At 70.7% G+C, this 25,542-nt stretch carries 21 protein-coding genes; 13 read left to right on the top strand and 8 right to left on the bottom strand.

Features of this window, described 5'->3' with window-relative positions; genetic code table 11:
• Window positions 1-14 precede the first annotated feature (14 nt).
• On the top strand, window positions 15-941 hold the full coding sequence (locus tag ABEG17_RS13530; RefSeq protein ID WP_406829999.1) for an ABC transporter ATP-binding protein: 927 nt from the start codon (window positions 15-17) through the stop codon (window positions 939-941).
• A complete protein-coding gene (locus tag ABEG17_RS13535) occupies window positions 938-2,176 on the top strand; it encodes an ABC transporter permease (protein WP_406830000.1) in 1,239 nt (412 codons plus the stop codon). The genes ABEG17_RS13530 and ABEG17_RS13535 overlap by 4 nt, the downstream gene beginning before the upstream one ends.
• Here the strand turns inward: ABEG17_RS13535 and ABEG17_RS13540 are convergent.
• The 4 genes from ABEG17_RS13540 to mce form a co-directional block, all read right to left on the bottom strand.
• A complete protein-coding gene (locus tag ABEG17_RS13540) occupies window positions 2,137-3,420 on the bottom strand; it encodes an AI-2E family transporter (protein WP_406830001.1) in 1,284 nt (427 codons plus the stop codon). The genes ABEG17_RS13535 and ABEG17_RS13540 overlap by 40 nt on opposite strands.
• A 48-nt stretch (window positions 3,421-3,468) precedes the next feature.
• On the bottom strand, window positions 3,469-4,806 hold the full coding sequence (gene ccrA, locus ABEG17_RS13545; RefSeq protein WP_406830002.1) for a crotonyl-CoA carboxylase/reductase: 1,338 nt from the start codon (window positions 4,804-4,806) through the stop codon (window positions 3,469-3,471).
• Between the two features lie 144 nt (window positions 4,807-4,950).
• Entirely contained in the window at window positions 4,951-6,345 is a 1,395-nt protein-coding gene (locus ABEG17_RS13550; protein ID WP_406830003.1) for an endonuclease/exonuclease/phosphatase family protein, read from the bottom strand.
• A gap of 138 nt (window positions 6,346-6,483) precedes the next feature.
• Window positions 6,484-6,927 (bottom strand): methylmalonyl-CoA epimerase, encoded by a 444-nt coding sequence (gene mce, locus ABEG17_RS13555; protein WP_406830004.1) that lies wholly within the window; start codon window positions 6,925-6,927, stop codon window positions 6,484-6,486.
• 67 nt (window positions 6,928-6,994) lie between these two features.
• Between mce and gatC the strand changes: the two genes are divergently transcribed.
• From gatC to gatB, 3 genes are all read left to right on the top strand, one after another.
• Entirely contained in the window at window positions 6,995-7,291 is a 297-nt protein-coding gene (gene gatC / locus ABEG17_RS13560; protein WP_406830005.1) for an Asp-tRNA(Asn)/Glu-tRNA(Gln) amidotransferase subunit GatC, read from the top strand.
• A gap of 72 nt (window positions 7,292-7,363) precedes the next feature.
• Window positions 7,364-8,881 (top strand): Asp-tRNA(Asn)/Glu-tRNA(Gln) amidotransferase subunit GatA, encoded by a 1,518-nt coding sequence (gatA, locus tag ABEG17_RS13565; RefSeq protein WP_406830006.1) that lies wholly within the window; start codon window positions 7,364-7,366, stop codon window positions 8,879-8,881.
• Between the two features lie 5 nt (window positions 8,882-8,886).
• Window positions 8,887-10,428 carry an Asp-tRNA(Asn)/Glu-tRNA(Gln) amidotransferase subunit GatB gene (gatB, locus tag ABEG17_RS13570; RefSeq protein WP_406830007.1) on the top strand — a complete coding sequence of 514 codons (1,542 nt, stop codon included), beginning with the start codon at window positions 8,887-8,889 and terminating at the stop codon, window positions 10,426-10,428.
• Window positions 10,429-10,491: 63 nt separating this feature from the next.
• Here the strand turns inward: gatB and ABEG17_RS13575 are convergent, their stop codons facing one another.
• The gene (locus ABEG17_RS13575) at window positions 10,492-11,667 is read right to left on the bottom strand and encodes a PQQ-dependent sugar dehydrogenase (protein ID WP_406830008.1); all 1,176 of its coding nucleotides are present in this window, start codon (window positions 11,665-11,667) and stop codon (window positions 10,492-10,494) included.
• Between the two features lie 96 nt (window positions 11,668-11,763).
• Complete coding sequence (locus ABEG17_RS13580; RefSeq protein WP_406830009.1) at window positions 11,764-12,696, bottom strand: 2-hydroxyacid dehydrogenase; 933 nt, start codon at window positions 12,694-12,696, stop codon at window positions 11,764-11,766.
• Between the two features lie 137 nt (window positions 12,697-12,833).
• Here ABEG17_RS13580 and ABEG17_RS13585 point away from each other — a divergent pair, with 137 nt between their 5' ends.
• From ABEG17_RS13585 to ABEG17_RS13600, 4 genes are all read left to right on the top strand, one after another.
• On the top strand, window positions 12,834-13,793 hold the full coding sequence (locus ABEG17_RS13585) for a hypothetical protein (RefSeq protein WP_406830010.1): 960 nt from the start codon (window positions 12,834-12,836) through the stop codon (window positions 13,791-13,793).
• A gap of 232 nt (window positions 13,794-14,025) precedes the next feature.
• Complete coding sequence (locus ABEG17_RS13590) at window positions 14,026-16,773, top strand: fibronectin type III domain-containing protein (protein ID WP_406830011.1); 2,748 nt, start codon at window positions 14,026-14,028, stop codon at window positions 16,771-16,773.
• 151 nt (window positions 16,774-16,924) lie between these two features.
• Window positions 16,925-18,010 carry a WD40/YVTN/BNR-like repeat-containing protein gene (locus tag ABEG17_RS13595; RefSeq protein WP_406830012.1) on the top strand — a complete coding sequence of 362 codons (1,086 nt, stop codon included), beginning with the start codon at window positions 16,925-16,927 and terminating at the stop codon, window positions 18,008-18,010.
• Window positions 18,007-18,291: a MoaD/ThiS family protein gene (locus ABEG17_RS13600; RefSeq protein ID WP_406830013.1), complete on the top strand. Its 285-nt coding sequence runs from the start codon at window positions 18,007-18,009 to the stop codon at window positions 18,289-18,291. Before ABEG17_RS13595 ends, ABEG17_RS13600 begins: the two co-directional genes overlap by 4 nt.
• Window positions 18,292-18,307: 16 nt before the next feature.
• On the opposite strand, the gene ABEG17_RS13605 is transcribed toward ABEG17_RS13600, so the two are convergent.
• Together ABEG17_RS13605 and ABEG17_RS13610 are read right to left on the bottom strand one after the other, a co-directional pair.
• Window positions 18,308-19,417: a PLP-dependent cysteine synthase family protein gene (locus ABEG17_RS13605; RefSeq protein ID WP_406830014.1), complete on the bottom strand. Its 1,110-nt coding sequence runs from the start codon at window positions 19,415-19,417 to the stop codon at window positions 18,308-18,310.
• Window positions 19,418-19,427: 10 nt separating this feature from the next.
• Window positions 19,428-20,108 (bottom strand): TetR/AcrR family transcriptional regulator, encoded by a 681-nt coding sequence (locus ABEG17_RS13610; RefSeq protein ID WP_406830015.1) that lies wholly within the window; start codon window positions 20,106-20,108, stop codon window positions 19,428-19,430.
• An 87-nt stretch (window positions 20,109-20,195) separates the two neighbouring features.
• Between ABEG17_RS13610 and ABEG17_RS13615 the strand changes: the two genes are divergently transcribed.
• The 4 genes from ABEG17_RS13615 (at window position 20,196) to ilvD (ending at window position 25,267) form a co-directional block, all read left to right on the top strand.
• Window positions 20,196-20,813: a hypothetical protein gene (locus ABEG17_RS13615; protein WP_406830016.1), complete on the top strand. Its 618-nt coding sequence runs from the start codon at window positions 20,196-20,198 to the stop codon at window positions 20,811-20,813.
• On the top strand, window positions 20,810-22,873 hold the full coding sequence (locus ABEG17_RS13620; RefSeq protein ID WP_406830017.1) for a YhgE/Pip family protein: 2,064 nt from the start codon (window positions 20,810-20,812) through the stop codon (window positions 22,871-22,873). Before ABEG17_RS13615 ends, ABEG17_RS13620 begins: the two co-directional genes overlap by 4 nt.
• A 98-nt stretch (window positions 22,874-22,971) precedes the next feature.
• Entirely contained in the window at window positions 22,972-23,496 is a 525-nt protein-coding gene (locus tag ABEG17_RS13625) for a SixA phosphatase family protein (protein WP_406830018.1), read from the top strand.
• 55 nt (window positions 23,497-23,551) lie between these two features.
• Window positions 23,552-25,267, top strand: coding sequence for a dihydroxy-acid dehydratase (gene ilvD, locus ABEG17_RS13630; protein ID WP_406830019.1), 1,716 nt, complete (start codon window positions 23,552-23,554; stop codon window positions 25,265-25,267).
• Window positions 25,268-25,542: the final 275 nt, after the last annotated feature.

The following is a 25,542-nucleotide window of genomic DNA, read 5'->3' on the forward strand; positions in this document are numbered from 1 at the left end:
GTCACGGTGGACGCGTGTCGGACGGACTGCAGGTCGACGATGTGGTGCACACCTTCGGCGACAGGGTGGCTCTGGACGGCGTCACCTGTCAGGTGCCCTCGGGGCGCCTGACCGGGCTGCTGGGACCCAACGGGGCGGGGAAGACCACGCTGATGCGCATCCTGCTCGGCGTGCTCACGGCGGACGGCGGCGAGGTGTGGCTCGACGGCCGACGCCTCGAGGACGTCCACGACCGGCACGCCTGGGGTTACATGCCGCAGGAGCGAGGCCTGTACCCGGCGATGACGGCCGGGGCCCAGCTGGTGCACTTCGGCAGGCTGCACGGGCTCTCCCGCCAGCAGGCCACCCTGCGCGCCAGGGACCTGCTCGGGGAGCTGGAGCTCGCTGACCGGTGGGACGAGCGCACGGACCGGCTGTCCGGCGGCATGCAGCAGCGGTTGCAGCTCGCGACGGCGCTGGTGCACGGGCCGCACGTGGTGGTGCTCGACGAGCCGTTCGCGGGTCTCGACCCTGTGGCGGTCGAGCAGCTCTCGTCGATGCTGAGGCGGCGTGTCGAGGACGGGTGTCTGGTCGTCTTCTCCAGCCACCAGCTCGACCTCGTGCAGGACCTGTGCGAAGACATCGTCATGGTCGACCATGGTCGCACCGTCCTCTCCGGGTCGGTCTCGGGGCTGCGCGCCGCCTCGGGACAGCGCCGGCTGCGCCTGAGCCTCGCCTCGTCCGAGCGAGGGTGGCTCGAGTCCTTCCCCGGGGTGCAGGTGGTCAGCGACCTCGCCGACGACCTGCGGCTGACGGTGCCGCCGGAGGTGGACGCGCTGCAGCTGCTCGACGCCGCCCGCTCGTGCGGACCCGTGCTCGACTTCGGCCTCGAGCTGCCCACCCTGTCCGAGCTGTTCCTTGCGGCGGCGTCGGGCGAGCGCAGGCACGAGGCCGTCCGATGACGTGGTGGCGGGGGACGGCCCTGGTCGCCGAACGCAGCCTGCTGGAGACCTTCCGTTCACGCGCGTACCGCCTCATCACGGCTGTGCTGCTGCTCGCCTCGGCAGCCGCGGTCGTGGTGCCCCGGCTGGTGCTCGACCGCCCCACCCACTACACGCTGGCCACCGTGGGCGCGGCGTCCGCGCCGCTGCGGGCCGTCCTGCAGCTGGCTGCCCGACAGGGTGGCTACTCGGTGGGCTACACCTCGCTCGCCACGCCGACCGAGGTCCGTGGGGCGGTGCGCGACGGTCGGGCCGCTGCGGGGCTCGCCGACGGCACCGTCTACACCGGCACCGGGGTGGCCCAGACCTTCCCCGCCGTCGTCGCCCAGGCCGTCGCGTCGGTCGAGGTCGCCGCGCGCCTGCGTGCCACCGGGCTGACGCCGGCGCAGATCGCCTCGGTGGCCACCGTGCGACCGCCACCGCAGGTGGAGGTCGGCCGGACCGACAGCAGCGAGCGGGCCGCCGTCGGTTTCGGGGTCGGTGTCGCTCTCTACCTCGCGATCACGTTCGCGGGCGGCGCGATCGCCTCGGCCGTGGCGGTCGAGAAGTCGACCCGGGTCTCCGAGGTGCTGCTCGCGGTGCTCAGGCCCAGCCAGGTGATGGTCGGGACGGTGTCAGCGGTCGGCGCCGCCACGCTGGCGCAGCTGCTCGTGCTGGGGACGCCGCTGGCCGTCGCCGTGAAGCTCGGCTACGTCGGGCTGCCAGCCGTGGCAAGCGGCGACCTCGCCCTGGCCGTCGTCTGGTTCGTGCTTGGATTCGGGCTCTACGCCTTCTTGTTCGCTGCGTCGGCAGCGCTCGTGGACAAGGTGACGGAGGCGAGCGCGGCCGTGGCGCCGGTCACGATGGTCCTGGTCATCGGGTACCTCCTGAGCATCATGGTGGTCACGGGTGACCCGTCGAGCGGGTGGAGCACGGCGATTTCCCTGTTCCCGCTGAGTGCACCGATGGCGATGCCCATCCGCTGGTCCGGTGGCCAGGTCCCGGTGTGGCAGCTGGTCGCCGCGATGGTGCTGACGGCAGCCACGGCCACTCTGCTCGTCGCGGTCGGGGCCGTCGTGTACAGGCGTGCGCTGCTGATCACCGGCCACCGGGTGCGTTGGTCCGAGCTCTTCGGCCGTCGCGGGCGGCGGGGCGGGACGAGCGGGCGGACTGCGGCTCAGTGGCGACGCTGGCGGGGCAGCAGGACCTCTTCGTAGAGGAGCAGCAGGCCTGCGGCGACGGGGATCGCGAGCAGGGCGCCGAGCACCCCGAGCAGGGTGCCGCCGGCGAGGGCAGCAACGACCGTGACGGCCCCCGGCACGGACACGGTCCGCTGCATGATCTTCGGGGCGACGACGTAGTTCTCCACCTGCTGGTAGACGACGTAGTAGATGGCGGCGATGACCGCGTCCCGCGGCTCGGTGAACAACGCGACGATGATGACCAGGCCGGCGCCGAGGGTGGCTCCGACCATGGGCACCAGGCCCAGGATGCCGACGGAGACCGCGAGCACCGCGGCATACGGGATCCCGACGATCATCATCATGATCCACGAGCACGCGGCGTTGATCGTGGCGACCGCGACCTGGCCTATGGCGTAGGAGCCGGTGCGGCGCATGATCTCCTCGGACAGCGAGATCACGCGGGGACGGCGCGAGGCCGGGACGATCGCGTACGCGGCCTGCTTGACGCGTGGCAGCGAGGAGAGCAGGAACAAGGTCAGGACCAGGACCGTGAAGACCTGGAAGATGCCGCCGATGACGGCGGCGCCGACCCCGAGCACACCGCCGAACACCTGGCCGATGAAGTTGCTGTCGGTGAGGCGCTTGTTGAACTCTGCCTCGATCTTGTGGACGATCTGGTAGTGCCGGTCCAGGTCCCTGACGACGGGCTTGTTGAGGATCTGGGTGAGGTAGTCGGGGGTCTTCGCCGCGAGCTCGGCACCCTGCTGCACCACGGGCGGCACGACGAGCAGGCCGATCAGCGTGAAGACCACCACGACACCGGCAAAGACGAGGGCGACCGCGCCCGGACGCTTGACGCCGCGACGGGTCAGGAACTCGACGAGAGGGTTCAGCGCCAGGGTGAGGAAGAAGGAGACGACCAGCAGCGTGATCACCGTGCCGAGGCGGCCGACGGTGTGCCACAGCAGGAGGGCGGTGAGGACGCCGAGCGCCCCCACGAACCCCATGAAGAAGGGGGACTGGCGGTTGAGGGGACGACCGGCCTGACCGTAGCGCTGCCCGCCCTGGGGGGCCGTGCCGTTGACGTCCGTGTCCGTGCCGCCGGAGGTGGGTCCACCCTGCTGGTCAGGGATGGGCAGTCCCGGCAGGGCGTCCGCCAGCGGGTCGGTCGTCGACGGTGGCTCCGGCTCCGGCTCCAGCGCCCGGGGTCGGTTGCTGGCACGCAGAGCCTCACGCTGTGCGTACCGGAACTCGCGCCATCGCGCCAGCACTGACATGTCCGAAACCCTAGGGCACGCCCACGACCGTCGCCGTGGATGCCCAGGTCAGGTGTTGCGGAACCGGTTGATCGCAGCCAGGTGGGTGGCTCGCTTCTCGGGGTCCGTGACACCCAGGCCGGCCTCGGGCGACAGGGTGAGCACGCCCACCTTGCCCTGGTGCAGGTTCTGGTGGACGTCGTATGCCGCCTGGCCCACGTCCTCGAGCGCATACGTCTTCGACAGGGTGGGGTGGATCAGCGCGCGGTTGATGAGGTCGTTGGCCTCCCACGCCTCGCGGTAGTTCGCGAAGTGGCTGCCGATGATGCGCTTGAGGTTCATCCACAGGTAGCGGTTGTCATACTCGTGCATGTAGCCGCTCGTGGACGCACAGGTGACGATGGTGCCGCCCTTGCGCGCGACGTACGTGCTCGCACCGAAGGTCTCGCGGCCCGGGTGCTCGAAGACGATGTCAGGGTCCTTGCCGCCGGTGAGCTCGCGGATCCGGGCGCCGAAGCGCTTCCACTCCTTCTGGTCCTGCGTGGTCGGGTCGCTCCAGAACTTGTAGCCCTCCGCGTTGCGGTCGATGACCAGGTCGGCGCCCATCGCGCGGCAGATGTCGGCCTTGTCGGGGGAGGACACGACGCACACCGGCGTGGCCCCTCCGGCGAGGGCCATCTGCGTGGCGTAGGAGCCGAGGCCGCCGGAGGCGCCCCAGATGAGGACCACGTCACCGAGCTTCATGCCGGCACCGTTGCGGGAGATGAGCTGCCGGTAGGCCGTCGAGTTCACCAGACCGGGGGAGGCCGCCTCCTCCCAGGTGAGGTGGGTGGGCTTGGGCATCAGCTGGTTGGTCTTGACGATGGCGAGCTCGGCGAGGCCACCGAAGTTGGTCTCGAAGCCCCAGATCCGCTGCTCGGGATCGAGCATCGTGTCGTTGTGGCCGTCGGCGCTCTCGAGCTCGACCGACAGGCAGTGCGCGACGACCTCCTCGCCGGGCTTCCACTTCTGGACGCCGGGGCCGGTGCGCAGCACGACGCCGGCGAGGTCGGAACCGACCACGTGGTAGGGCAGGTCGTGGCGCTTCGCGTAGCTCGAGGTGCGGCCGTAGCGCTCGAGGAAGCTGAAGGTCGACACCGGCTCGAAGATCGAGGTCCAGACGGTGTTGTAGTTGATGGCGCTCGCCATGACGGCGACCAGGGCCTCACCGGGAGCGAGCTCGGGGAGCGGCACGTCGTCGACGTGCAACGACCGGCGAGGGTCCTTGTCGCGGCTCTCGAGCCCCTCGAACAGGTCAACCTCGTCCTTGTGCACGGTCACCCCGCGGTAGGACTCGGGGAGGGGGAGGGCGGCATACGTCTGTTCGGTGCGGTCCCCGGAGAGGATGGCGTCGCGGATGTCCTGCATGGAAATGGCTCCTCGGCGTCGTCGGCGTCAGTGGCTCGGATGCGGCCGAAACTACTGGGGAGCAATGCGGTTCGCGCGACAGTGAGACTCCGGTCACGCGGTGACCTACCTCACCTACCTCAGCCTGGGACGAGGGGCCGCGGGTCAGGGCAGGCGCACGTCCGCGACGACGAGGTTGTGGTCCGAGGGTCGGGCACAGTCGCTGCGCTGCAGCACGTTCTCCGAGCGCACGGCGCCGCGCAGGCCCTTGACCATGACGACGTCGATCCGGGTGCCCCAGCCAGGGAAGGACCCGACCATGGGGATGGCCAGGGTGCAGGCCATCTTGTTGATGGTGGGGTACCGCAGGTTGACCTGGGTCAACGCGGACGCGGTGTCGTAGTAGCCGGCCCGCACGAGGGCGTCGTGGGCAAGGTACCCGCCCACGTTGGGCTGGTAGGTGTTGAGGTCCCCGGCGAGGACCACGGGCAGGGCCGAGGGGTTGGACCGGGCGACCTGGCCCAGGATGTCCGCGACCTGTCCGGCTCGCAGGTTCTCGTAGACGGCATCGGTAGCCGCGCTCGTGGAGTGTCGCTGGTCGAGGTGGGCGGCCACGACGAAGAACTTCGTGCCGGTGGTGCGGTCCTGGAGGATGGCGAAGCCGGCACGGCGACGTGCCGTCTCCGAGTCACCCGACAGCAGGCGCAGGCGCACCGTGCAGGACGACGACCACGCGACGCCGTTGGTCGTGTCGAGGCACGAGGAGAGCAGCCGGTAGCGCGAGGAGTCGTAGAGGATGCGCGCTCCCTGGACTGCCGAGGGGCTGCCCGGCATGACGTAGCGCGTGGTCCGGACGAGCTTGTAGCGCCCGGCGCCCTTGCGGGCGAGGCTGGCGACCAGGCTCTGGGCCTGCGTCTGCGCCGTCATGCTAGGGCCCGAGCCGTCCGCGGGCGTGATGCCGAGCTCCTGGAGCCCGACGACGCCGGGGTTGCGGGACAAGATCGTGTCGGACACCTTGTCGACCCGGCTGAGCCAGGACGGGAAGCCCGCCATCGGCGTGGCCGTGTGCACGTTGAACGTCGCCACGCGCAGCAGCGTGCCGGTGGTCGGGGCGGATATCGGTCGCACCCCGAAGCTCTGCAGGTAGGGCCATGTCCGGGTCGAGGTGCCGGCGGTGGTCTGGTTGACGGCGCGGAAGCGGTAGAAGACGTGGTTGGCCGAGCCGAGCGAGGCACCAGCCGATGCGACCTGTGCCGCCGTCAGCGTCACCGACCGACGCGACTTGGCCACCGTGAAGGTCTTGGACCCGCGCCCGTGGAGGGGGAGGGAGTGGTCGGTGCTGCTGAAGACGGTCAACCCGGTCTCGATGACGAAGGCCGTGGTGTTCGAGCCGTCCTGGCGCCAGGACAGGGTCACCTCGCCGGCTCCTGGTCCCGTGGTGGCGGTGACCGCGGAGATCGGCCCCGGGGTGGGCGGGGCGGCGGCCTGGGCGGCTGGGGCCGCGAGGGTTGCCGCGAGGACGGTGCCGAGGAGAGCAGCGGTCAGGAGACGCAATCGCATGGGGGATCCCTGGGTCGGTGCGCCACGTGCGCATTCGCCAGCACTCTGTCAGTGCCCCGGGGGACCAGGGGGATCAGTCGCCAGATTTCGAACCGTTCGGACGAGGCGAAGGAACCGTCCGCGCCCCTTGGGGGTCGGTCAGTGGGTCTCGTACGCCGGTTGGACGAGCTCCACGAGCACCCCACCGGCGTCCTTGGGGTGGATGAAGTTGACCTGGCTGTTGGACGTGCCGCGGCGGGGTGCGTCGTACAACAGCCGCAGGCCGCGTTCGCGCAGCACCGCACTCACCGCCTCGACGTCCTCGACGCGGTAGGCGACCTGCTGCACGCCGGGGCCGGAACGGTCGAGGAACTTGGCGATGGTGGACTCGGGCGTGAGGGGTGCGAGCAGCTGGATGTGCGACCCGCTGCCGCCGACCGCCATCATCGCCTCGCGGACGCCCTGCTCCTCGTTGACCTCCTCGTGCGCGAGGGTCATGCCGTAGGTGTCGCGGTAGAAGGCGATCGCGGCATCGAGGTCGGTGACGGCGATTCCGACGTGGTCGATGGCGGTGAAGAGCTCCGTGGGCAGCGCTGCATCCATGGCCTCACCCTAGGTCCTGTCGGTCGCCCCGTGAGGGGGGTGTGACGTCGCCCCTAGACTGATCCCCATGTCTGCACTGTCCCGGGACGACGTCGCCCACCTGGCCGGCCTCGCCCGCATCGACCTCTCGGACGCCGAGCTGGACCGCATGTCCGGTGAGCTCGGCGTCATCCTCGACTCCGTCGCCAAGGTGCAGGAGGTCGCGGCCGGTGACATCGAGCCGATGTCGCACCCGCTGCCACTGACCAACGTCACGCGTCCCGACGTCGTCCGCCCCTCGCTCGGTGCCGAGGCCGCCCTCGCTGCCGCGCCGCAGCAGGACCAGCAGCGCTTCTCGGTCCCGCGCATCCTCGCCGAAGACTGAGTGGCGTTCGCCGTCCCGCACCCGATCCCGAGCTCATCCCGCTCCTCGCGACAGACCAAGGACCACCCACTCGTGAACCCCGACATCACCCGTTCCAGCGCGGCCGAGCTGGCGCACGCGCTCGACTCCCGTGAGCTCAGCTCCGTGGAGGTCGTCCAGGCCCACCTCGACCGCATCGCAGCCGTCGACGGCGAGGTGCACTCCTACCTGCACGTCGACGGCGAGGGGGCGCTCGCCGCGGCCCGCGAGGTCGACCAGCGACGCTCCTCCGGCGAGGAGCTGCACGTCCTCGCCGGCGTGCCGATCGCGGTCAAGGACGTGCTCGCCACGAAGGGGCTGCCGACCACCTGCGGGTCGAAGATCCTCGAGGGCTGGGTCCCGCCCTACGACGCCACCGTCGTCGCGAAGCTTCGCGCGGCCGGTATGCCGATCCTCGGCAAGACCAACATGGACGAGTTCGCGATGGGCTCCTCCACCGAGCACTCCGCCTACGGCCCCACCCACAACCCGTGGGACCTCACCCGGATCCCCGGCGGGTCCGGTGGTGGCTCCGCGGCCGTCGTCGCGGCATACGAGGCCCCGCTGGCCATCGGCACGGACACGGGTGGGTCGATCCGCCAGCCCGCCTCGGTCACCGGCACGGTCGGGGTCAAGCCCACGTATGGCGGGGTGTCCCGCTACGGCCTCGTCGCGCTTGCCTCGAGCCTGGACCAGGCGGGACCGTGCACGCGTACCGTCCTCGACGCCGCCCTGCTGCACTCGGTCATCGGTGGTCACGACCCGATGGACTCGACGTCGATCGACGCGCCGGTGCCGTCGGTGGTCGAGGCGGCCCGCCGGGCCGACGTCAAGGGACTGCGCGTCGGCGTCATCAAGGAGCTCGGCGGCGAGGGCTACCAGGCCGGTGTGCGCGCGCGCTTCGACGAGTCGGTGGCGCTGCTGCAGGAGGCCGGTGCAGAGGTCGTCGAGGTGTCCTGCCCGAGCTTCGACTACGCGCTCGCGGCCTACTACCTCATCCTCCCCAGCGAGGCCTCCTCCAACCTCGCCAAGTTCGACGGGATGCGGTACGGCGCAAGGGTGCTCCCCGCGGGCGTCGACGACCCCAGCGCCGAGCAGGTCATGGCGGCGACACGCGACGCCGGCTTCGGCGACGAGGTGAAGCGCCGCATCATCCTGGGCACCTACGCCCTGTCGAGCGGTTACTACGACGCGTACTACGGCCAGGCGCAGAAGGTCCGTCGCCTCATCGCCAACGACTTCTCCGCGGCCTTCGAGAAGGTCGACGTGCTGGTCAGCCCGACGGCGCCCACCACGGCGTTCAAGCTCGGCGACAAGCTCGACGACCCGATGTCGATGTACCTCCAGGACGTCGCCACCATCCCGGCCAACCTCGCCGGCGTCCCCGGCATGTCGCTGCCCAGCGGCCTCGCCGACGAGGACGGGCTGCCCACGGGCATCCAGATCCTCGCGCCCGCGACCCACGACGACCGCCTGTACGGGGTCGGTGCGGCCCTCGAGCGGATGCTCCTGGACCGTTGGGGCGCACCGCTGCTCACCAAGGCCCCCGAACTCTCCGCGAAGGGAGCGTGACCCCGATGGCCACCGCTGTCACCGAAGAGGTCGTCGACTACGACGAGGTCCTCGAGCGCTACGACCCCGTGATGGGGCTCGAGGTGCACGTCGAGCTCAACACCGCGACCAAGATGTTCTGCGGCTGCGCGACCGGCTTCGGCGCCGAGCCCAACAGCCAGGTCTGCCCGGTGTGCCTGGGCCTGCCCGGCGCGCTCCCGGTGGTCAACGACACCGCCGTCGAGTCGGCCATCCGGATCGGCCTGGCGCTCAACTGCGAGATCGCGCAGTGGTGCCGCTTCGCCCGGAAGAACTACTTCTACCCGGACATGCCGAAGAACTTCCAGACCTCGCAGTACGACGAGCCGATCGCGTTCGAAGGACACCTCGACGTCGAGCTCGAGGACGGCTCGACCTACCGCGTGGAGATCGAGCGCGCCCACATGGAGGAGGACACGGGCAAGTCGCTGCACGTCGGCGGCTCCACGGGTCGCATCCACGGCGCCGAGTACTCCCTCGTGGACTACAACCGGGCCGGCATCCCGCTCATCGAGATCGTCACCAAGCCGCTCACCGGTGTCGGCGCGCGCGCCCCCGAGGTGGCCAAGGCGTATGTCGGTGCGTTGCGCGAGCTGCTGCGCGCCCTCGGCGTCTCCGACGTGAAGATGGAGCAGGGCTCGCTGCGCTGCGACGCGAACGTCTCGCTGCGTCCCAAGGTCGGCGACCCCACGAGCGCCGAGCAGGCGGCCGTGCCGCTCGGCACCCGCACCGAGACCAAGAACGTCAACTCGCTGCGCAGCGTCGAGCGCGCTGTCCGCTACGAGATCACGCGGCACGCGGCGATCCTCGACAAGGGCGAGAAGATCACCCAGGAGACACGGCACTGGCACGAGGACACCGGGGTCACCACGAGTGGCCGCGAGAAGTCCGACGCCGAGGACTACCGCTACTTCCCGGAGCCCGACCTCGTACCGGTCGCCCCGACCCGCGAGACGGTCGAGTCCCTGCGGGCGACGCTCCCCGAGCCTCCCGGTGAACGGCGCAAGCGGCTCCAGTCCGACTGGGGCTACAGCGATCTCGAGATGCGCGACGTGATGAACGCCGGTGCCGTCGAGCTCATCCAGGAGACCGTTGCCGCGGGTGCGACCCCGGCGGCCGCCCGCAAGTGGTGGACCGGTGAGCTGGCCCGCCGGGCCAACGCCGAGGGTCGCTCGGTCGAGGACTTCGGTGTCACACCGGCCCACATCGCCGAGCTCGACGGGCTCGTCCGCGGTGGCCGCCTCAACGACTCGATGGCCCGCCAGGTGCTCGATGGTGTGCTGGCAGGCGAAGGCACCCCGACAGCGGTCGCCGACGCGCGGGGCCTGGAGCTGGTCCAGGACGACGGGGCGCTCGAGGCCGCCGTCGACAAGGTCATCGAGGCCAACGCCCCGATCGCCCAGAAGGTGCGCGACGGCAAGGTCCAGGCCGCAGGGGCCCTGATCGGCCAGGTCATGAAGGAGATGCGCGGCCAGGCCGACGCCGGCAGGGCCCGCGAGATCATCCTCGCCAAGCTCGGCGCCAGCTGACGGCTCGCTCGACCCACGACGCCCACCCCGGAACGCTGCGGGGTGGGCGTCGTTCGTCGGGCGTCAGGTGAGGTCGGCGAGGGGGATGGCGAGGAGCTTGTCGTCGCCCGGGTGGGGGGTGCCCCTGGAGGTGTTGTTCGTCAGGATCCACAGGCGTCCATCGGGGGCCACGACGGCGTCCCGCAGGCGCCCGTACCTGCCTTGGAGCAGCCGCTCGGGTGCACCGGCAGTGGTGCCGGACACCGGGATCCGCCACAAGGACTCACCCCGCAGGGCGGCCATCCAGACCGCCCCGTCGGCATACGCGATGCCGCTGGGGGAGGCGTCGGACGTCGGCCACTGCACGAGGGGCTCGACGAAACCGGCATGAGGCTGCCGGCCCTCGACGACGGGCCAGCCGTAGTTCCTGCCGGGCTCGATGCGGTTGAGCTCGTCCCAGGTGTTCTGGCCGAACTCGCTCGCGTACATAGTCCCGTCCGGCGCCCACGCGACCCCCTGCACGTTGCGGTGGCCGTAGCTCCACACCGGTGAGCCGGCGAACGGGTTGCCGGGAGCGGGCTTGCCCTCCTTGGTGATCCGCAGGATCTTGCCCCCGAGCGACGTGCGGTCCTGCGCGCGGTCGGTCTGGCCGGCGTCGCCCGTGGTGACGTAGAGGAACCCGTCAGGCCCGAACTTCAGCCGCCCGCCGTTGTGGTTGCCGGCCTTCGGGATCCCGGTGAGGATGGCGCGCGGCTGGGAGGGCCTGCCGTCCTCGAACGTCACGCGCAGCACCCGGTTGTCCCGGGCCGAGGTCGCGTAGAGGAAGACGGTGCGGTCACTGGTGAACGTCGGTGACACGGCGACCCCGAGCAGCCCGCCCTCCCCGCCGGGCTCGACGCCACTGACGCGGCCGAGGTCGACCGGGGCCCGGCCGTCGCGGACCTGGAGCAGGCGTGCCTGGTCGCGCAGGGTCACCAGGGCGGACCCGTCGGGGAGGAACGCCACGGCCCAGGGGACGTCGAGGTGGGTGGCCACGGTGGACGACCTGGTGGCCCGAGGCGTGGGCCCCGCGGTGGAGGTGGCGGTGGACGTGGCAGTGGACGCCGAGGTCGCCGACGGGCTCGCGGGCACGGCGGTGGTGGGGGTGGGGGTGACCGGGCTGACCGCGGGCGCGCTCAGCGCGCTGCCACTGCCGTCCGACCCGCTGCAGGCGCAGAGCCCCAGGACGAGGACGCCGAGGACGGCGCCGAGCCGAACCACGGGTCCACGTGGGGAGTGCGCCCCCGGGCGCGCGGAACGGGCAGACGGAAGGGGACGAGGCGGCATACCCCATTGTGCCGGTCGTGCGCTGCGGTCTCAGCCCTCGTGGACGATGTTGCGCAGCTGCCGCCCTGCCGCATAGGCCGAGATCTGCTCACGCAGCAGGCGGACTGCGCGAGGACGGAAGGCGCTCGATCCGCCGCCGACGTGCGGCGTGATCAGGACGCCGGGGGAGGACCAGAGAGCGTGGCCCGGTGGCAGGGGTTCGGGGTCCGTGACGTCGAGGGCGGCCAGGATCCTGCCGTGGGAGGTCGCGCGGACCAGGGCATCGGTGTCGACGACCTTGCCGCGCGCGACGTTGACGAGCAGAGCGCCGTCGGGCAGGGCCGCCAGGAAGTCGGCGTCGACCAGCTGCTCGGTGTGCGCGCTGAGCGGGACCAGGACGATCACCACGTCTGCGTGGGGGAGAAGGTGGGGCAGCTCGTCGACCCCGTGGACCGACGGCACCAGCTCGTCGCCGCCGCGCGCGCGGCTCGCCACGGCCGTGAGCTCCACCTCGAAGGGGATGAGCCGGGCAGCCACCGCGCGACCGATCGACCCGTAGCCCAGGATGAGGACCCGCTTGTCCGCCAGGGCCGGGTGCAGGTGCAGCGGAAGCCAGGTCCCGGCGTCCTGGGACTGGGCGCGGACGAAGTCCGGCAGCCCCCGCAGCGCCGCAAGGGTCAGCGCGACGGCCAGCTCGGCCGTCGAGGCGTCGTGCACCCCCGCGGCGTTGGCCAGCCGCACCCCCGACGGCACCAGGGGGAGCGCCGAGTCGTAGCCGGCGGTCAGCAGCTGGACCAGGTCGAGGCGCGGCACCTGCGACAGGGCGCTGAGCTGGGCGCTTGCGCCGGTGTAGGGCGGCACGACGACGGCGACCTCCTCGGCCCGGTCGGGCGGGGTGCGCAGGTCCCAGGTGACGTACTCGATGCCCGGAACCGGTCCGACGTCGCGGACCCAGCTGTCGTCGGGGAGGGTGACCACGGTCATGGGCGCCACGCTACGCGAGCGCGCGACGGGGCCGCCCGGCACCTGTCGGCGAGCACAAACTACGCCATTTTGCGTATTGCTGGTCTAGTACATCTGACGGAGAGTGGAGCTTCCCCCGACGAGAGATGTGATCCCCCATGCCCCCCCGCTCTTCCCTGCCCACCTCCGATCCGCGTCCGTCGAGCCGGAGCACCCGCCGCCCCACGTGGCTGCTCCTGGTCGGCGCGCTCCTCACGGTCGCCCTGGTCCCGCTGGCGGCCTGCATCGCCAAGCCTGCTGACGCCGCCGTCGCCGGGGCTCCTGTGTCGTCGGCCCGAGCCCACTTCACCGTCAACCTCAAGGGTTCGTACTCGGCCGCCGTCGCGGCCGGTTTCAACGTGTTCGACGTCGCCGGGTCGCAGAACAACCCCGCCGGGGTCAAGGCCAAGCTCGCCACCCTCCCCGCCGGCTCCAAGGCCATGATCTGGGTCGGTGGCCTCGACAACTCCTCGTCGACCCCGGGCTTCACCCTGTCGCAGTTCAAGGCGCAGGTGAACGCGCTCAAGTCCGACCCCCGCGTCTACGGCTACTTCATCTCCGACGAGCCCCACCCGGGCAAGTTCCCCCTGGCCGCCGCGCACGTCCGCGAGCGCGCCGACTACCTGCGGGCCACCGCCCCGGCCCAGAAGTCCTTCATCGTGGTCCTCGACGGCACCAACTCCTGTGGAGGCACCCTGGGCTGCGAGTATGCCGCGCTGGCACCGTCCAAGACCCACGTCGACCTCGTCGGCATCGACTCCTATCCCTGCCACATGGGTGCGGCGTGCGACTACGCGAAGATCACGGAGCGGGTCAACGTCGCTGCGAAGAACGGTGTGCCGAAGTCTGCGATGGTTCCCGTGTACCAGGGCTTCGGCCAGGAAGGTAAGGCGTCCGGCGCGTACTACCGCACGCCGACCACGGCAGAGCTCACCAAGATGCTGAGCACGTGGACCGCGGCGCTTCCGAACGCCGTGCTCGACTACGCCTACACCTGGGGCACCCAGACCACTGCCCCCCAGGCCCTGGCCAACCACCCGGCGCTGGTGTCGGTGGTGAAGTCCTACAACGGTCGCTGACCCCTGCAGCTGCTGAAGCCCCGTCGGACCTGATCCGGCGGGGCTTCGGCGCGCCTGTCCTGAGGTGCTCAAAGGCCGGACGACCTGCAGAAATGCCAGAGGGGATAGGACGGATGGTGGAGCGGCCCGTCACCCCGGTGGGGGGCCACACGGGCCGAGCCCCGCGCTCCAATTGCGTGGTCGAGGCGTCATGTGCGCCTTGTCCACATTCCATGGCTAGCAGGGGGCACCCGTGAACGACGCAGCGACAGTGGTGAGCGGGGTGCTCGGCTCGAGCGCGACCCGGGGCAGACGTGGACGCGCGCGGGTTCCCCTGCTCGCGGGGGCAGCGGTGGCGGCGATGGTGGTGGTCCAGGCGGGTGCTGCCCAGGCCGCTGCTCCCGTCACCCGGTACGTGGACAGCGCGTCATCGAGCTGTTCGGACACGGCGACCGGGGCGGGGAGCCAGACCGTTCCCTACTGCACCCTCGGCCGGGGAGTCACCGCCATGAAGGCCGGGGACACCTTGCTGGTCATGCCCGGCAACTACACCGGTGGGGTGACCCTCGGGCCGACCTACGCCGGCACCTCCGGTCAGGTGACGACCATCAGGTCGGCCATGCCGCAGGGAGCCGTCATCACCACGTCCGCCACGGCGGGCATCACGCTGACCGGCACGTCATACGTGGTCGTCGAAGGGTTCAAGATCGACGGCACCACCAAGGAAGGCATCGGTGCCTACTCGTCCAGCAACGTCACGATCCGCGGCAACGTGATCAGCCACGCCGGGCTGCCCCAGCTGAATGCCGTCGCCAACGGCATCGAGCTCTCCGGCACGACGAGCTCCACGGTCTCGGGCAACTACCTCCATGACAACAGCAACGACGGCATCGCGCTGCTGAGCTCGGCCGGAGCGACTCCGGTGAAGTCGTCCGGCAACGTGGTGTCGGGAAACACCTCCACGAACAACGCCCGCGTCTTCGTGCGCTCCGCCACCGGCATCCTCGTCACCGGCGACGACAACACCATCACCGGCAACACGACGTACGCCAACGAGGACACCGGCATCCAGGTCAGTGCGGCTGCTGCGGCCGCCCCACCGGCCAGCGGCAACAGGGTGATCTCGAACGTGTCCTACGGAAACCTCGACCACGGCATCGACCTCAGCCAGGCACCCAACACCAGCATCCTCGGCAACAGCGTCTACAAGAACGCCACTGCGGGCATCGATGCAGAGTCCAGCTCGTCCGGCATCACGGTCGCGAACAACATCAGCGTGGACAACGCCATCGGCAGCACCAGGACGACCGGCCAGATCCGTGTCGACGCCGGCTCCCAAGCGGGGACCGTGGTGGACAGCAACCTCGTCTTCAACTCTTCCAGCGGGGCGCTCTACACCTGGGGGCTGAAGGCCTACTCCTCGGTGGCGACCTTCCAGGCTGCCTCCGGTCAGGGTGTCTCCGACCTCTCCGGCGACCCGAAGTGGGTCAACCCGGGAGCTGCCGACTTCCACCTCATGAGCTCATCTCCGGCGATCGACAACGCCGACACGACGGTGGCCGGCTGGCCGAGCTGCGACAAGGAGAACGTCTGCCCGCACAACGACCGGGGTGCTCTGGAGTTCGTTCCCCCGGCGGCAACGGCCCCGGCAGTTCCGACGGGGGTGCAGGCGGTTTCTGGGCACGGGGGTGCGTCGGTGTCGTGGACGGCTCCTGGTGATGGGGGTTCGCCGATCACGGGGTACACGGTGACGGCGAGTCCAGGTGGTGCGTCGGTGAGTGTGGGTGGTTCGACGACGTCGGCGACGGTGGGGGGGTTGACCAACGGGACGTCGTACACGTTCACGGTCAAGGCGACCAACGCCGTTGGCACTGGGCCGGCGAGTGCGCCGAGCAATGCTGTGGTGCCGACGGCGGCGCAGACCGCGCCGGGTGCGCCGACGGGGGTGCAGGCGGTTTCTGGGCACGGGAGTGCGTCGGTGTCGTGGACGGCTCCTGGTGATGGGGGTTCGCCGATCACGGGGTACACGGTGACGGCGAGTCCAGGTGGTGCGTCGGTGAGTGTGGGTGGTTCGGCGACGTCGGCGACGGTGGCGGGGTTGACGAACGGGACGTCGTACACGTTCATGGTCAAGGCGACCAACGCCGTTGGCACTGGGCCGGCGAGTGCGCCGAGCAACGCTGTCGTGCCGACGGCGGTGACTCCACCACACGGGACCACCTCGAACTTTGGGGGCGTGTTCTCGCCTGGTGACTTCACTGGGGACGGGCGTTCGGACGTGATGGCTCGTAGGTCCAACGGCGACCTGTACCTGTATGCGGGTAATGGTCGGGGTGGCTGGGTTGGCGCGGGTCGCAAGGTGGGTTCGGGGTGGAACATCTTCACCACCGTGTTCTCGCCTGGTGACTTCACTGGTGATGGGCGTTCGGACGTGATGGCTCGTAGGTCCAACGGCGACCTGTACCTGTATGCGGGTAATGGTCGCGGTGGCTGGGTTGGCGCGGGTCGCAAGGTGGGTTCGGGGTGGAACATCTTCACCACCGTGTTCTCGCCTGGCGACTTCACTGGTGATGGGCGGTCGGACGTGATGGCTCGTAGGTCCAACGGCGACCTGTACCTGTATGCGGGTAATGGTCGCGGTGGCTGGCTTGGCGCGGGTCGCAAGGTGGGTTCGGGGTGGAACATCTTCACCACCGTGTTCTCGCCTGGTGACTTCACTGGTGATGGGCGTTCGGACGTGATGGCTCGTAGGTCCAACGGCGACCTGTACCTGTATGCGGGTAATGGTCGCGGTGGCTGGGTTGGCGCGGGTCGCAAGGTGGGTTCGGGGTGGAACATCTTCACCACCGTGTTCTCGCCTGGCGACTTCACTGGTGATGGGCGGTCGGACGTGATGGCTCGTAGGTCCAACGGCGACCTGTACCTGTATGCGGGTAATGGTCGGGGTGGCTGGGCCGGCGCGGGTCGCAAGATCGGGTCGGGGTGGAACATCTTCGGTTGACCGGCGTGGTCAGCGACGCGGTCCGGGACCAGCTGGCGGCCTTCGTGCGGTGACAGCGGACCGCAGGTGACGCAGGGCCCTCTGCGCCCTTCTCCAAGAGAAGGGCGCAGAGGGCTGCCCTCCGTCGGTGGTTGGTGCCATGGTGGGTCCCATGAGCGAGACCATCGTCGGTATCGGGACGCGCAAGGGGCTGTGGCTCGCCCGTAGCGAGGACCGCCGGACCTGGGCCGTCGAAGGCCCCCACTTCCTCATGAGCGAGGTGCTGTCCCTGCTGTTCGACACCCGCCGGGAGACCCCCAGGGTCGTCGTGGGGTTCCGTTCGTCGCACTGGGGCCCGTCGCTGCAGCACTCCGACGACCTCGGCGCCACGTGGGTCGAGCACCCCGAGGGGTCGATCCGGTTCCCTGAGGACACCGACACCGCCCTCAAGGCCACCTGGCAGCTCGTCGCCGACCCGCACGACCCGCAGGTGGTGTGGGCGGGGACCGAGCCGCAGGGCCTGTGGCGCAGCGACGACGGGGGCGAGACCTTCGAGCTCAACCGCGGCCTCTGGGAGCACCCGCACCGGCCCGAGTGGGGAGAGGGGTTCGGCGGCGGTGCGATCCACACCGTGCTGCCGAGCCCGGTCGACGCCGACTCGATGCTCGTCGCCATGAGCACCGGTGGGGTCTACAACACCCGTGACGGTGGTCGGTCCTGGTCGCCGGGCAACACCGGCATCCACGCCTACTTCCAGCCCCACGACGAGTGGCCCGAGTTCGGACAGTGCGTCCACAAGGTCGCCCGCGACAGCGCCACCCCGACGCGGCTCTACGCCCAGAACCACAAGGGCGTCTACCGCTCCGACGACGACGGCGTCACGTGGACCTCGATCGAGGCCGGCCTCCCGACCAACTTCGGCATGACCGCGGTCGCCCACCCGACCCGGGGTGACAGCCTGTGGCTCGTGCCCATCGCGTCCGACGGCGAGCGCATCCCACCGGGTGCCACCTTGCAGCTGCAACGCACCGACGACGCCGGTGCGACCTGGCGCAGGCAGGACGCAGGACTCCCGAGGCCCAGCTACACCAACGTCCTTCGCGACGCCGCCGGCACCGACACCCATGAGGAGCCGGGGCTCTACGTAGGCACCCGCAACGGCGAGGTCTACGCCACCCTGGACGGCGGCGACTCGTTCACGCGCATCGCCGAGCAGCTGCCGGACGTCCTCTGCGTCCGCGCGGTGACCCTTCCGTGACGGCGAGGGTGGTGCTGCCCGGGCTGCTGCGTGACCTTGCGGACGGGGCTGCGGAGCTGCCCGTCGAGCTCGCCGGGCCCGCACCGCTGTCGCAGGTCCTCGACGCCGCCTTCGCGCCGTGGCCGGTCCTCGCGTCCCGCATCCGCGACGAGCGTGGCCAGATCCGCCGGCACGTCAACGTCTTCGTCGACGGGGAGGACGCCAAGCGGGCCGAGGGCGTGCAGACGCAGGTCGGACCACAGGCGACGGTCCACGTCATCAACGCGGTCTCGGGCGGCTGACCGCGCGCGGGAAGGCTCAGCCGGTCCAGACCCCGTCGTCCCACGCCCGCTGGAGAACCTCGCTGTATGGCGCAAGGTCCAGACCGCGTGAGGCGAGCCAGGCGTCGTCGTTGTACGTCGCGGCATACCGTTCGGCGCCGTCGCACAGGAGGGAGACGATGCTGCCGCTCTCCCCGCGTTCGGTGAGCTCGCAGGCGAGCCGCAGCGCGCCGTACAGGTTGGTGCCGGTGGAGGCGCCGGCACGGCGGCCGGTGCGTTCGGTGAGGAAGCGCATGGCCGCGACCGACGCCGCGTCCGGCACCCCGAGCATGCGGTCCACGACGGTCGGCACGAAGCTCGGCTCGACCCGGGGACGACCGATGCCCTCGATGCGCGAACCGCAGGCGGCGGCCACGCCGGACCGGTCGCCGCGGAAAGCGGGCAGGAAGGCCGAGTGCTCGGGGTCGACGACACAGACCTGACTGGCGAGGCCGCGGTAGCGGACGTAGCGGCCGATGGTCGCGCTCGTGCCGCCGGTGCCCGCCCCGACGACGACCCAACGGGGAACCGGGTGCCGCTCGAGAGCCATCTGCTCGAACACCGACTCGGCGATGTTGTTGTTGCCACGCCAGTCGGTGGCCCGCTCGGCGTAGGTGAACTGGTCGAGGTAGTGGCCGCCCCGCTCGGCGGCGAGCCGACGGGCCACGTCGTAGACCTCACCCGCGTCGTCGACGAGGTGGCAGCTGCCGCCCTCCCGCTCGATGAGGGCGATCTTCTCCGCACTCGTGGTGCGGGCCATGACGGCGATGAACGGGAGCTCGAGCATGCGGGCGAAGTACGCCTCGCTCACGGCAGTGGAGCCGCTGGACGCCTCGATGACCGTGGTGCCCTGCCGGAGCTCGCCGTTGCAGAGCGCGTAGAGGAACAGCGAGCGGGCGAGCCGGTGCTTGAGGCTTCCGGTGGGATGGGTGGACTCGTCCTTGAGGTAGACGTCGACGTCCGGCAGGCCCGGGACGGGCACGTGCACGAGGTGGGTGTCGGCGCTGCGGTTGGCATCTGCCTGAAGGCGGCGGATCGCCTCGTCGAGCCAGACCCGGTCGGTCGGGGTGGCTGCCGGTACGTCGAGGATCGAGCTCGCCTGGTCCATGGGGGCGAGGCTAGCGGTCCGGTGTGGGGGCGCCCGGCGAGACGGCCCGGTCGGTGGCCGCACTCAGGAGCAGCGGGAGGAACCTGCGCTCGAGGGACCCCGCCGGGACGGCGGCCGGGTCCAGGAGGTGCTGGCCGAGACCGCCTTGGAAGACGATGCTGATCAGGCGGACGAGATCGCCCGAGGACAGCACGGGATGCAGGCCCTGGGCGTCGGCGATCCGGTCGACGACGACGACCAGCTCCTCGCGGATGTTCTCCTGCAGGGAGGCCCACGCCGTGCGCGCGGCATCATCGCGCAGGGCGTACAGGGCGAGCTCGCTGGTGAGCAGGTGCCAGCGTCGCCGGGCCTCCGGCTCGTCGGTCCACACCTCGAAGACTCCTTCGAGGACCTGCTCGAGGGAGAGGCCGGGCCGTTCGGCGACCGCGGCGATGCGTTCGCGCAGCTGCCGGGCGTGCGCGGCATACAGCTCGAGGACGAGCTCGTCCTTGGACTCGAAGTTGGAGTAGAAGGCACCCCGGGTGAAGCCGGCCTGCTCGCAGATGTCCTCGACGCTCGCGCCGTTGAAACCTCGCTCGGCGAAGACCTCCTCCGCCGCTGCCAGCAACCGGGCCCGAGTGGCTTCGCGGCGCGCAGTGCGCCGGGGCGGGGGCATGGTGGGGCTCACAGCGGCTGGAGTGGAACTGGGCATGGTGCAGAGAATACACTCCTGTATTGAATACGTTTGTGTATCGAAGGGCGACCCCGGTTCTCCGTGGCCGCCGGACAGGTAGATCGCATGGAACTCACCGCCCACAGCGTCAGCGTCGCGGGTCTGCACGGCCCGTTGCTGCTGCCCACGACCCTGGCGGCCCACCCCGGCCACGTCACGCTGGTCGCGGGCGACCCCGGGTACGGCCACGTCGCCCTCGCGCTCGCGCTGGGCGGCAGGGTGCCCCTCGCCCAGGGGGAGGTCGCGTTGGACGGCGATCCGAACGAGGACCTGCGCCGCCGCCACGTCACGCTGGTCGACGTCCCCGACGTGACCGCGCCGGAGGACGCCGTCAGCGTCCGGTCCGCGGTCGCCGAGCAGCTCGCCCTGGCGGGTCGACCGGCCAGCCGAGCAGCCACCCGTGCTTTCCTCGCCGGGCACGGCGTGGACGCGGCGCGCGATCGCTTCGAGACCCTCCCGGCGTCCACCCGCACCGTCCTGCTCATGCACGCCGCCGCGACCCGCGCCGCCACCCGGGTGCTCGTCGTCGCCGCGCCGGACCGGTTCGGGGGTGACCCGACCGGTTGGTATGCCGCGGCGGAGCAGCTCGCCGCGACGGGCCTGACCGTGGTCGTCCAGGTCACCCACGCGACGGCTCGCCTGCTCGCCCTCCCGGCCACCTTCGAGCTGGGGGTGGATCGATGACCGCGCTCCGCCTCGCCCTGACCGAGCTGCGTCGAGTCACCGCCGGACGCCTTCCCCGGGCCGCGTTGGCCGCGCTGGTCCTCGTCCCCACCCTCTACGGCGGCCTCTACCTCTACGCCAACAAGGACCCCTACGGCAGCCTCGACCGGGTGCCCGCCGCAGTCGTCGTCGAGGACGCCGGCACCACGCTCGCCAACGGTGAACGTCTGGAGGTCGGCGACCGGGTGGCCAGCGAGCTCGTGGACTCCCACAGCTTCGACTGGCACCGCGTCTCGCGCGCCCGTGCCGACGCCGGCGTCGAGGACGGGAAGTACGACTTCGCCCTCGTCGTCCCCAGGTCCTTCTCGACCGACCTCGCGTCGAGTGCCGAGTTCACCCCCAAGCAGGCCCAGCTCCAGGTGCTCACCAACGACGCCAACAACTACCTCGCTCGGACTATCGCCAACCAGGTCGTCGCCCAGGTCACGAAGAGCGTTGCCTCGCAGGTGAGCTCGACTGCGGCCAACCAGCTGCTCGTGGGGTTCGGCACGATCCACGACAAGGTCTCCGACGCCGTCGACGGCGCCGACCGGATCGCCAAGGGCCTGGCCGATGCCGACACCGGCGCACAGCAGCTCGCCGACGGTGCGGGCCGACTCGTCACCGGACAGCGGCAGCTGCTCGCCGGCTCGAAAGAGCTCTCGTCGGGCGCGACGAAGGCCGCGTCGGGCGCGGACCGACTCTCCTCGGGTGCCGCCAGGCTCAGTTCGGGGCTGGGGGCGCTCGACGACCGGACGCGGAGCCTGCCGGCTGACACCCGCAAGCTCGCGGACGGCGCCCACCAGGTCGCCGCCGGCAACGCGAAGGTCGCGGCGGCCGGACAGCGGGTCGCGACGGCGTCCCAGGACCTCGTGACCACCATGACGTCCTCGCAGGGTGACCTCGCCGACCGCCTCAGGGCCGCGGGTTTCACCGCAGAGCAGGTGCAGACGGTCCTCGACGCGACGACGCGGCTCAGCGGACCGGTCGACGAGGCCAACACGCAGGTGCAGGCGGCCTCGGGCCAGCTCGACCAGCTGGCCGCGGGGGCTGGGCAGGTCGCCGACGGAGCCGACCGGCTCGCCGCCGCGGCCGGCCCGCTTCACAACGGCATCCATGACGCGGCCACCGGCAGTACCACGCTCGCCTCCGGTGCGAACGACCTCGCAGCCGGGAACAGGTCGTTGGCCGACGGGGCCGCGCGACTGGCAGCGGGGCAGCAGGACGCCGTCGACGGAACCTCCCGGCTCAAGACGGGTGCGGACCACCTCTCCGCCGGGATGGGGCAGCTCTCGGACGGCGCCACGAAGCTGCACGACGGCCTGGCCAAGGGGCTCAAGTCCATCCCCGACCCGAGTGCAGACCAGCGCAAGGCCGTGGCCCAGACCCTGGGCAACCCCGTCGGGGTGCAGGCGAGCTCGCTGGCCTCCGCGACGAGCTATGGCGCAGGGCTCGCCCCGTTCTTCCTCAGCCTGTCGCTGTGGATCGGTGCCTACGTCCTCTTCCTGCTCCTCACCCCGCTGTCGTCGCGGGCCCTGGCGACCGGTCAGCCGAGCTGGCGCACTGCCCTCGGGGGATGGCTGGCACCCGCGCTGCTCGGGCTGGTGCAGGCGGTCCTCGTCTACGCGATCGTCATGCTCGGGGTCGGCATCGACGCCGAGCACCCGATCGCGCTGCTCGGCTTCATGGCCGCGGTCTCGGCGACGTTCGTCATGGTGCTGCACGCCCTGGCTGCGAGGTTCGGGGCGCCGGGCAAGTTCCTCGGTCTCGTGCTGATGGTGGTGCAGCTGGTCAGCGCCGGCGGCACGTTCCCGTGGCAGACGCTCCCGGAGCCGCTGCACCCGCTGCACCGCGTGCTGCCGATGTCCTACGCCGTCGACGGCGCCCGTCGTCTCATGTACGGCGGGTCGCTGGCGCCGCTCGCCCTCGACCTCGCCGTCCTCGGCGCCTGGTTCGTCGGGGCCTTCCTCGTCTCGACGTGGGCGGCCCGCAAGGCGGGGCGCTGGTCCGCGCTGCGGATCAAGCCGGAGCTGGCGCTCTGAGGTGGTCGTCGAGAGGTTGTTCTCGAGACGTGGTCGTCGAGGGGTGGGCCCGGTGGTCAAGACTGGCCGTTCGCGTCGGACAGGGCCATGCTCGGACTATGACCCTGGCCAGCGATGACAAGGTCCTGATCCTCTTCCGGCACGCCAAGGCCGAAGAGGGTCTCGGCAAGGCCGACCGAGACCGCGAGCTCACGGCTCGAGGACGCCGAGACGCCCGCGCCGCCGGTGCCTGGCTCCACGAGCACGGGCTCGGACCGGAGCTCGTGCTGTGCTCGCCCGCGGCAAGGACCCGCCAGACCTGGGCGGAGGCCGAGAGCGGCGGAGCGTGTGGCGAGACGGTGACGTACGACGATGCCGTCTACACCGGCGGGTCGGACGCGGTCCTGCGCACGGTGAGGGAGGCCGACGACGAGGCGCAGGTCGTGCTGGTCGTCGGCCACAACCCGACCATGGCGGCGCTCGCGAGCGGGCTCGCGGAGGGCAACGGCTCGCTCCAGGCCCACGACTGCCTGGCTGCCGGGTTCCCCACCTCCACCGTGGCGGTGCTGCGCTACTCGGGCCCCTGGCATGGCCTGGGTTTCGGCGCGGCAGAGCTCGATCGGTGTCATGTCGCCCGAGGCTGATTCGCCACGTGAGACCCGCGTCCCACGTGTTGGACCACGGTCCTAGACTGCCGACATGACGACCACCGAGCCCACCACCACCGGCGTCGACATCAAGCCGCGCAGCCGCGACGTCACCGACGGGATCGAGAAGACCGCGGCCCGCGGCATGCTCCGCGCGGTGGGCATGGGGGATGACGACTGGGTGAAGCCGCAGATCGGGGTGGCCAGCTCCTGGAACGAGATCACCCCCTGCAACCTGTCCCTCGACCGGCTCGCGAAGGCGGTCAAGGACGGCGTGCACTCCGCAGGCGGCTACCCGCTCGAGTTCGGCACGATCTCCGTCAGCGACGGCATCTCCATGGGCCACGAGGGGATGCACTTCTCGTTGGTGAGTCGCGAGATCATCGCGGATTCTGTTGAGACGGTGATGAATGCTGAGCGCCTCGACGGCTCGGTCCTGCTCGCGGGCTGCGACAAGTCGCTGCCGGGCATGCTCATGGCCGCGGCCCGCCTCGACCTCAGCTCGGTCTTCCTCTACGCCGGGTCCATCCTTCCGGGCATCGCCAAGCTCTCCGACGGCTCCGAGAAGACCGTGACCATCATCGACGCCTTCGAAGCCGTCGGTGCCTGTGCCGCCGGCCTCATGTCGCGCGCGGACGTCGATGCCATCGAGCGGGCGATCTGCCCCGGCGAGGGTGCCTGTGGCGGCATGTACACCGCCAACACGATGGCGTCGGTCGCCGAGGCGATCGGGATGTCGCTCCCCGGCTCGGCCGCGCCGCCGGCGACCGACCGGCGTCGGGACGGGTTCGCCCGCAAGTCCGGCGAGGCGGTGGTCGAGCTCCTGCGCCGCGGCATCACCGCCCGCGACATCATGACCAAAGAGGCCTTCGAGAACGCCATCGCCGTCGTCATGGCGTTCGGCGGCTCCACCAACGCCGTCCTGCACCTGCTCGCGATCGCCAACGAGGCCGAGGTCGACCTGACCCTCGACGACTTCGAGCGCATCGGTTCCACGGTGCCCCACCTGGCGGACGTGAAGCCCTTCGGTCAGTTCGTCATGACCGACATCGACCGGGTCGGGGGAGTGCCGGTCGTCATGCGCGCGCTGCTCGACGCCGGTCTGCTGCATGGCGACTGCCTGACCGTCACCGGCAAGACGATGGCCGAGAACCTCGCGGACATCGCGCCGCCGGACGTCGACGGCAAGGTCGTGCGCGCCATGAAGGAGCCGATCCACAAGACCGGTGGCATCACCATCCTCAAGGGGTCGCTCGCCCCCGAGGGTGCCGTGGTGAAGTCGGCCGGCTTCGACTCGGACGTGTTCGAGGGCACCGCCCGCGTGTTCGACGGCGAGCGCTCGGCCATGGACGCCGTCGAGAAGGGCACGCTCAAGGCCGGTGACGTCGTCGTCATCCGGTACGAGGGCCCCAAGGGTGGGCCGGGTATGCGGGAGATGCTGGCCGTCACCGGAGCCATCAAGGGGGCGGGTCTCGGCAAGGACGTGCTGCTGCTCACCGACGGCCGCTTCTCCGGGGGCACGACTGGCCTGTGCGTCGGCCACGTGGCACCTGAGGCCGTGGACGGCGGGCCGATCGCGTTCGTCCGGGACGGCGACACGATCACCCTCGACGTGGCCAACGGCCGTCTCGACGTGCACGTCGACGAGGCCGAGCTGGCCCGCCGGGCGGAGGGATTCGAGCCGCCGGCCGCCAAGTACCCGCGCGGGGTCCTGGCCAAGTACCGCAAGCTCGTGGGCAGCGCGAGCGGCGGCGCCGTCTGCGGCTGACGCTGTCTCGCCGCGCCACGCCCGCTGCCGACGGCGGGCGTGGCGCAGCGCAGCGCAGTCCTGTGACTGAGACGACAGGTCCGTATCGCGAGACCGGTTGTCTCGCTCGTTGACACTGCAGGGCGCGCGGGGGAGAGTGCACGTGTGGCACGAATTCTCGTACTTCCCTAGCGCGCAGGCCCTGACCGATCAGAGCCAGCGCGCTGCCCTCCGTTGTCCCGCACCGGGACTGGAGGGTTTTTTTGTGAGCAGATCCGGTGTGAGCGCACTTGCGA

Source organism: Pedococcus sp. KACC 23699 (genome assembly GCF_045348425.1).
GTDB lineage: Bacteria > Actinomycetota > Actinomycetes > Actinomycetales > Dermatophilaceae > Pedococcus.